Here is a 6,535-nt window from a genome sequence, read left to right on the forward strand (position 1 = left end):
AAGGCCGACATACGGAACGTACGATCCCGGGCCGCCCACCCGGAAACGCGGCACCGTGCCGCGTTTCCTCCCCCGCCCGAAGGCAGAGGCCTCCACCCTGGAGATATCTGATGAATTATCCGGCCTTTCCCCCGAGAACCTCGCCCGAACAGCTCGCCCGAACAGGGAGAACTCACATGTGCAGCCCGGTACCGGCACATGCCCCCGTGCACGGAGCAGAGGATCACTGGCGTGGGAGACGGGTGCTGGTGACGGGGGCGGGCGGCTTCATCGGGGCCCACCTGGTGCGACGCCTGGGCGCGCTCGGCGCACGGGTGCACGCGGTCGGCCGCCGGGTCAGGGAGAGCACGGACGGCGAGACCTGGCACATCGCCGATGTCGCCGACGTGGACGCGGTCAACGGACTCCTCGACTCCGTCCAGCCGACCGTGGTGTTCCACCTGGCCAGCGAGGTAGCCGGGGCCAGGGATCCCCGGCTCGTGCTGCCGATGCTGCACAGCAACCTCACCGGTGTGGTCAACCTGCTCACGGCGGTCGCCGGCGCCCCGGGGACCCGGGTGGTGCTGGCGGGCTCGCTGGAGGAGCCCAGGCCGGAGGAGGGCGACAGGGCGCCGTCCTCGCCGTACGCGGTCTCCAAGTGGGCCGCCGACGGCTACGCGCGAATGTTCCACCACCTGTGGGGCGTACAGGTCAGCAACCTGCGGATCGGCATGGTCTACGGGCCGGGCCGCCAGGACACCCGCAAGCTGGTCCCCTACGTGGCGCTGTCCCTGCTGCGCGGCCAGGAGCCCGAACTGGGCAGCGGTACCCGCGAACTCGACTGGGTGTACGTGGACGACGTGGTCGACGCCTTCCTCGCGGCGGGCGAGACCTCGGACGCGGCGGGCCGGGCCTTCGACATCGGTACGGGGACGGGCACCTCGATCCGCGACACCGTGGACCTGCTCTCCCGGATCGTCGGCGGCCAGGTCGGCCCCCGCTACGGCGCGCTCACCGACAGACCACTGGACAGCGCCAGGATCGCCGACCCGGCCCCCGCCGCCGAGATCCTCGGCTGGCGACCCACCGTCGGCCTTGAGGAGGGGCTGCGCCGGACCGTCGCCTGGTTCGCCCGCGAACACGACTGACCGGTACTTCTGGCTCGGCAACCGGCCGGGCCGCTGACGGGGAAGGTGCGTTACCTGCCGAAGAACCCCGCGACAGCGTGGATCGAGAACGAGGCGGAGACGGCGGCCGACCGCTCACTCTTCGTCTCCCTCGCCATCTCCATCGGGTGGACAGTGATCATGGCCTGGTACGCCTTCATCGAGCTGCCAGGCTAGACAGGTGCCGGGGTAAGCCGACGCGGCGATTCCTTCTCGAGCAGGGAGCGGTCATCCGGGACGACTACCTTCCGCCCGAGAAGTGGAAGCCCGCGAAGTCGATGGAGGACTTCGCGCCCTCGATTCCGGTACGACAGGGGGCCGGCTTCCGCCGTAGGCTGAATTTCGCACATGATGGACAGAAGGCTGAGGTGGCCGAGACGATGGTGGCCGAGGTGATGGCCGAGCTGGCCGAGCTTGAGGACCCGAAAATACGCGAGGTGAACGAGAAACACGGTGACGATCACGGTGTGAACCTCGGCAAGCTGCGCTCGCTCGCGAAGCGGCTGAAGACGCAGCAGGAACTCGCGTGCCGGCTCTGGGAGACGGATGACACCGCGGCGAGACTGCTGGCGATCCTGATCTGCCGCCCGAAGGCGTTCGAGCGTGACGAGTTGGACGTCATGTTGCGCGAGGCGCGCACCCCCAAGGTGCACGACTGGCTCGTGAACTACGTGGTGAAGAAGAGCCCGTACTCCGAAGAGTTGCGCCTGGCCTGGTCAGCCGATCCGGATCCGGTGGTCGCGAGTGCCGGCTGGGCGCTGACCACCGAACGCGTGGCGAAGAAGCCTGATGGTCTCGACCTCGCAGGAATGCTCGATGTCATCGAGGCGGAGATGAAAGACGCCCCGGATCGCCTGCAGTGGGCGATGAACCACTGCCTGGCTCAGATCGGGATCGAGCACGCCGAGCACCGCGCCCGTGCGATCGACATCGGTGAGCGCCTGGAGGTGCTCAAGGACTACCCGACTTCCCCGGGCTGCACGTCTCCGTTCGCGCCCATCTGGATCACCGAGATGGTGCACCGACAGCCACGATAAGACGTTGACTCATTTGGTGAGTCGGCGGTACTTCCATGGGTGCGCTCCTTCACGAAGGCGAGAACAGGGAGCCCTGCTGAACCCGCCGGTATCGCGCGTCTCTGCTCCTAGCCTCAGCCCACGTGTTAACTAGCATGTTAGCTGGCATGTGAAGATGGCGGAGAAGCGGTACGCCGAGCACATGGCGGAGCCAGCTGGCCGGGAGTACGAATGAGCGCGGTCAACTGGGACGAGGTGAAGCAGCGGGCGCGGGAGCGGCGCCAGGCTGCGGGACTGCCCGTGCAATCGGATGCCGAGAAGTCCGCCGCGATGGAGCAGCTCGCCGCGGAGGTCAGGGCGTACAAGCTCGCGGAGATCAGGCGTGAGCAGGATCTGACCCAGCGCGACGTGGCCACCACCATGGGGGTCTCCGGCCCAAGGGTCTCGGCCATCGAACACGGAGAGGTCGACCGCGTCGAGGTGGCGACCCTGCGCTCCTATGTCGAGGCTCTCGGCGGGCGGCTGCGCGTGGTGGCCGACTTCGGCGACGTCGAATACACCGTGGCATAGCCCGTACGACGGCAGAAGCCCTCGGCCACTTGGTCGAGGGCTTCCTTGTTTCCGGGAGTGGAGTCAGAAGTCGAACTCGCCCTTCTTGGCGCCGTCTACGAAGGCATCCCAGACACTCGCGCTCACCACGAACGGCGCCCGCTCGGGAGCCTCGGTGTCCCGCAAACCCACCCGACCACCCGACAACGGGGCAACCTCCAGGCAGTCCCCACCATTGGGCCCGCTCTTGGTGGCCTTGCGCCAGACCGCGGTCCTCAGCTCTTCACTCAGATCCACGTTTTTTCTGCCTCTCTGATCAAATCGATCGAGACATGCTGAGAGTGTGCCTCAGCTCGGATGGTGTCGTACGTAGCCTGGATGGCTTCGACATCCTGTGGCCGATTGGTAACTTGACCGTTTAGTGCAGATTCGAGATACACAATATCCACGCTTCCTTGAATCTGCGCAATGACGAAACCACCAAGAACCCCCGTGGTTACCCCAAGAGCCAGCGGAAGCACCTGGATAACGATCTTGGGCGACGCGAAGCTAATGAGCAGGCGTTCGATCTGAGCGCGCATGACTTCCTTGCCGCCGATCGGACGGTACAGAACACCCTCATCCAACACCACACGCAGCATCGGTGGGGCAGCCCGAGCGAAGATGGTTTGCCGCTCCATTCGAGCCGCCACGAGCTTCTCTACCTCATCATCCGTTACGCCGGGTTTTCCGCGCAGCACTGCTCGCGCGTATTCCTCGGTCTGAAGAAGGCCAGGAACGACGAGCGGTTGCCAGGTGTGCAGCGTATGCGCTGCCGGTTCGACCTCTAGCCAATCCCGGAACCATCGAGGGCTCGCCGCGTGGGTGATGTACGTCCAGTACTGGATGAGTTCCCCGTTCGCGCCCAGAGCATCATCGCAGCGTTGTGCCAGGTTGCGACTGGGATTGCGCTCGCCTCTCTCGGTGAAGCTCAGCAAGCTCCTGCTGAACTGAGTCACCTCGGCCAGGTCGTCCTGGGTCATTTTTGCCTTTTTCCGGTACTTGCGGAGTTCCGCGCCAAAGAGAACCCATTTTTCGTTTTTTGGGTTGGATTTGGGGTTCATGGACATTTCGGCTCCGTCCCGCGGGGGATTCCACATCGCGGCACAAGGGGCACAGCTTTCCACAAACTGTCACATTGATGTGCCTCGACTTTCGGTGCCTAAAGTAGCCATTCGAGAGCACCCTGTGAAGAGGTTCAGGAGAGCAGAAACACCGCCGGAGCGGCCCTCTCCTGCGCTCGGGAGGCACCCCTCCAAAGCCGTCGAAAAAATCACCGTATATGTCTGGATAAGGGGAGTGGAAATGTTCGTCGATTCAGTGGGAAACGCACTCTCGGCTGCGCTTCACGCCTTTGCCGGATACACACCTGTCACCGCTGAGTAAGTCCTCCGGAGGGGGCGGACGTCACCTCCCTCGACGTCACCTCCCGCAAGGCGGACACACCCCGGCGCATCGCCCCCAACCCACAAACAAAGCGGGGCCTGCCACGGCACGGCACGCCATGACAAGCCCCTCGACCGGACTACGGAGGTCCGATCTGATGCACAACCCTAGAGGAAACCCCAGGCCGATCCGGGTACGTTGGCACGCGAACCGGCCGCCGATGCCCCTCGGCTGCCGCTGGTGCGGCCATCCCCCATACGCACACGAGGCCGCCAGCCTCCCGCACCGCGCGCACCATCACTGGGAGCAGCCCACTCCCACTCAGGTACACGCCCGAACGACCACCCGCCGCCGCCTCAGCCTCTCCGGCCACCCGGCGGCCCACCCCACCCACCGCCCCCTCATCCCGCCACCCCCGATCACCTCCCCCGGCCAGGCCACGGCGACTTTCCCCAGACAGGCCCCGGCCTTCCCCGAACACCCCCCGATGCCCCCTGCCAAGGAGGTTCCGGCAACCTCCCCCGAACACCCTCCGTTGCTCTCCACCGAGCAGGTTCCGATGCTCCCCTCCGGGCAACTCCCCACACCATCCCCCGGCCGGCACCGGCGACCGGAGCAGGCCGTGACCACGGCCGCCGTGCCGTACCGGCGTGGAAGGCCACTGGGCACCCGTACCCCCTCCGGTAAGCACACCCCGTACCGGCAGGGAGCGACGGCATGAACGGACGCGACCCCCAGGCCCGACAGAGCGGGCGGCACCGGCGCGGAACGGCCACCGCGCAGGTCATCTCCCGGCCCTGGGACCTGGCCGAGCGAGCCTGCGCCGAGCGGCTCAACCAGATCGAGCCCGCCTGGACCGTCTGGTACGGCCCCGGCACCCGGCGCTTCCACGCCGTCGCCATCTGGCCCACCCCCGAACCCCTGATCGTCCAGGCCGGCACCGCCGACGAGCTACACGACCTGATGCGCGAGGCCGAACACAGCACACCGCCGCCCCAAGGAGGGCCCATGCTCGAGACCCCGGACACCCCAACGGCCCTGGACGACTCGCGGACGCCAGACGACCCGCGCACCGTCTGCTGGGACCTGCCACATGACCTGCCGATCGTCGGCAAGGCCCGCACCATGGTGCGCGAGACCCTCGCCGCCTGGGCGCTCCACCACCTCGTCGACGACGCCGTCCTGGTGGTCGGCGAGCTGCTCGCCAACGCGATCATCCACGGCGAGCCCGTGGTCAGGCTCTCCCTGTGGGCCGGCGCGGACGAGTTCCAGATCCAGGTCACCGACCGGGGTCCCGGACGGCCCCGGCACCTCGCCCTCGGCGTCGAAGCCATCCACGGCCGCGGCCTGACCATCGTCCGAGCCCTCGCCCACGACACCGGCGTCACCCCCCTCCCCAACCATCCGGGCAAAACCATCTGGGCCCGCTGGCGCCTTCCCCTTCAAACCCGCCCGCCCGGCTATCCGGGCATCGTTGTGGGAGGAGCTGTCCGGTCGGGAGGCTACGGCCCGGGAGCAGAACGCGGAGCCGAACCGGCGGCCGGCGGCTGAGCAGGAGGCACTGTCCCGGTCTGTGATCACCTGGGGACGGTTGAGGAGATCCTGGGCGACGCGACGCCAGGCGGTGCGCGCGACGGGCGAGACAGGTGGCCGGATCGATCAGGAATCGAGAAGCACGGGTCACAAAGCCGCAGCTAGCCTGATTGTCATGGACATCACCATTCACACGAGCTTCCTCCCGCATGACGACCCGGACGCGTCCCTGGCCTTCTACCGCGACGCCCTCGGCTTCGAGGTCCGCAGCGACGTCGGACAGGGCAAGATGCGCTGGATCACGGTCGGCCCCGTCGGCCAGCCCGGCACGTCCATCCTCCTGGCGCCGCCGGCCGCCGACCCCGGGATCACCGACGACGAGCGCCGCACCATCGCCGAGATGATGGCCAAGGGCACCTACGGCTGGATCCTGCTGGCCACCCCCGACCTCGACGGCACTTTCGAGAAGCTGCAGGCCGGCGACGCCGAGGTCGTCCAGGAGCTGATCGAGCAGCCGTACGGCGTCCGCGACTGCGCCTTCCGCGATCCCGCGGGCAACCTGGTCCGCATCCAGGAGCTTCGCTGAGCCGTCCGGTCATCGATTCGGCCATGACGACCGGCGCCGCGACCACCGGCCTCCATCCCGCCGCCGTCGAGCAGTTGCTCGGCCTGCTCGACCGGCTCGTCGACTCCGGCAAGCCGGTCATCGAGCACCTCGCCGCCTACCCCGGCATGCAACCCAGCCGGACATCGACGAAAAGGAGTTCTCCCATGTGTCACCCCTCGTGGGGGCGCTCGCGCTGGCCGGCGGTGTGACCGTGATGGCCACACCCGGACCGTTCGTGGAGTTCTCCCGGCAGCGGGGGC

General features: G+C 67.3%; 9 protein-coding genes. 7 read left to right on the forward strand and 2 right to left on the reverse strand.

All coding sequences use genetic code 11. The features are described 5' to 3' along the window. Window positions 1-176 precede the first annotated feature (176 nt). From ABZ260_RS43940 to ABZ260_RS43955, 4 genes are all read left to right on the forward strand, one after another. Window positions 177-1,127, forward strand: coding sequence for an NAD-dependent epimerase/dehydratase family protein (locus ABZ260_RS43940; RefSeq protein WP_355629861.1), 951 nt, complete (start codon window positions 177-179; stop codon window positions 1,125-1,127). Between the two features lie 45 nt (window positions 1,128-1,172). After that, complete coding sequence (locus ABZ260_RS43945) at window positions 1,173-1,322, forward strand: hypothetical protein (protein ID WP_355629864.1); 150 nt, start codon at window positions 1,173-1,175, stop codon at window positions 1,320-1,322. Between the two features lie 191 nt (window positions 1,323-1,513). After that, window positions 1,514-2,182, forward strand: a complete 669-nt coding sequence (locus ABZ260_RS43950; protein WP_355629867.1) for a DNA alkylation repair protein — start codon at window positions 1,514-1,516, stop codon at window positions 2,180-2,182. Window positions 2,183-2,392: 210 nt separating this feature from the next. Next, a complete protein-coding gene (locus tag ABZ260_RS43955; protein WP_355629869.1) occupies window positions 2,393-2,731 on the forward strand; it encodes an XRE family transcriptional regulator in 339 nt (112 codons plus the stop codon). Between the two features lie 63 nt (window positions 2,732-2,794). Here ABZ260_RS43955 and ABZ260_RS43960 read toward each other — a convergent pair whose 3' ends face one another. Both ABZ260_RS43960 and ABZ260_RS43965 read right to left on the reverse strand, forming a co-directional pair. Then, on the reverse strand, window positions 2,795-3,007 hold the full coding sequence (locus ABZ260_RS43960; RefSeq protein WP_355629872.1) for a DUF397 domain-containing protein: 213 nt from the start codon (window positions 3,005-3,007) through the stop codon (window positions 2,795-2,797). Next, window positions 2,998-3,819 (reverse strand): helix-turn-helix transcriptional regulator, encoded by an 822-nt coding sequence (locus tag ABZ260_RS43965; RefSeq protein ID WP_355629875.1) that lies wholly within the window; start codon window positions 3,817-3,819, stop codon window positions 2,998-3,000. The genes ABZ260_RS43960 and ABZ260_RS43965 overlap by 10 nt, the downstream gene beginning before the upstream one ends. A gap of 1,033 nt (window positions 3,820-4,852) precedes the next feature. Here ABZ260_RS43965 and ABZ260_RS43970 point away from each other — a divergent pair. From ABZ260_RS43970 to ABZ260_RS43980, 3 genes are all read left to right on the forward strand, one after another. After that, on the forward strand, window positions 4,853-5,686 hold the full coding sequence (locus tag ABZ260_RS43970) for an ATP-binding protein (RefSeq protein ID WP_355629878.1): 834 nt from the start codon (window positions 4,853-4,855) through the stop codon (window positions 5,684-5,686). Between the two features lie 157 nt (window positions 5,687-5,843). Then, complete coding sequence (locus tag ABZ260_RS43975) at window positions 5,844-6,254, forward strand: VOC family protein (protein WP_355558133.1); 411 nt, start codon at window positions 5,844-5,846, stop codon at window positions 6,252-6,254. A gap of 23 nt (window positions 6,255-6,277) precedes the next feature. Continuing rightward, window positions 6,278-6,484: a hypothetical protein gene (locus ABZ260_RS43980; RefSeq protein ID WP_355629881.1), complete on the forward strand. Its 207-nt coding sequence runs from the start codon at window positions 6,278-6,280 to the stop codon at window positions 6,482-6,484. The last annotated feature ends 51 nt before the right edge of the window (window positions 6,485-6,535 follow it).

Origin of the sequence: Streptosporangium sp. NPDC006013, assembly GCF_040614275.1 — a bacterium.
Taxonomy (GTDB): Bacteria; Actinomycetota; Actinomycetes; order Streptosporangiales; family Streptosporangiaceae; genus Streptosporangium.

What these genes read in the sequence shown, in the direction of transcription:
- ABZ260_RS43940 (WP_355629861.1), top strand. Translation starts at nt 177, where the DNA reads ATGTGCAGCCCGGTACCGGCACATGCCCCCGTGCACGGAGCAGAGGAT.
- ABZ260_RS43955 (WP_355629869.1), top strand. Translation starts at nt 2,393, where the DNA reads ATGAGCGCGGTCAACTGGGACGAGGTGAAGCAGCGGGCGCGGGAGCGG.
- ABZ260_RS43965 (WP_355629875.1), bottom strand. Translation starts at nt 3,819, where the DNA reads ATGTCCATGAACCCCAAATCCAACCCAAAAAACGAAAAATGGGTTCTC.
- ABZ260_RS43970 (WP_355629878.1), top strand. Translation starts at nt 4,853, where the DNA reads ATGAACGGACGCGACCCCCAGGCCCGACAGAGCGGGCGGCACCGGCGC.
- ABZ260_RS43975 (WP_355558133.1), top strand. Translation starts at nt 5,844, where the DNA reads ATGGACATCACCATTCACACGAGCTTCCTCCCGCATGACGACCCGGAC.
- ABZ260_RS43980 (WP_355629881.1), top strand. Translation starts at nt 6,278, where the DNA reads ATGACGACCGGCGCCGCGACCACCGGCCTCCATCCCGCCGCCGTCGAG.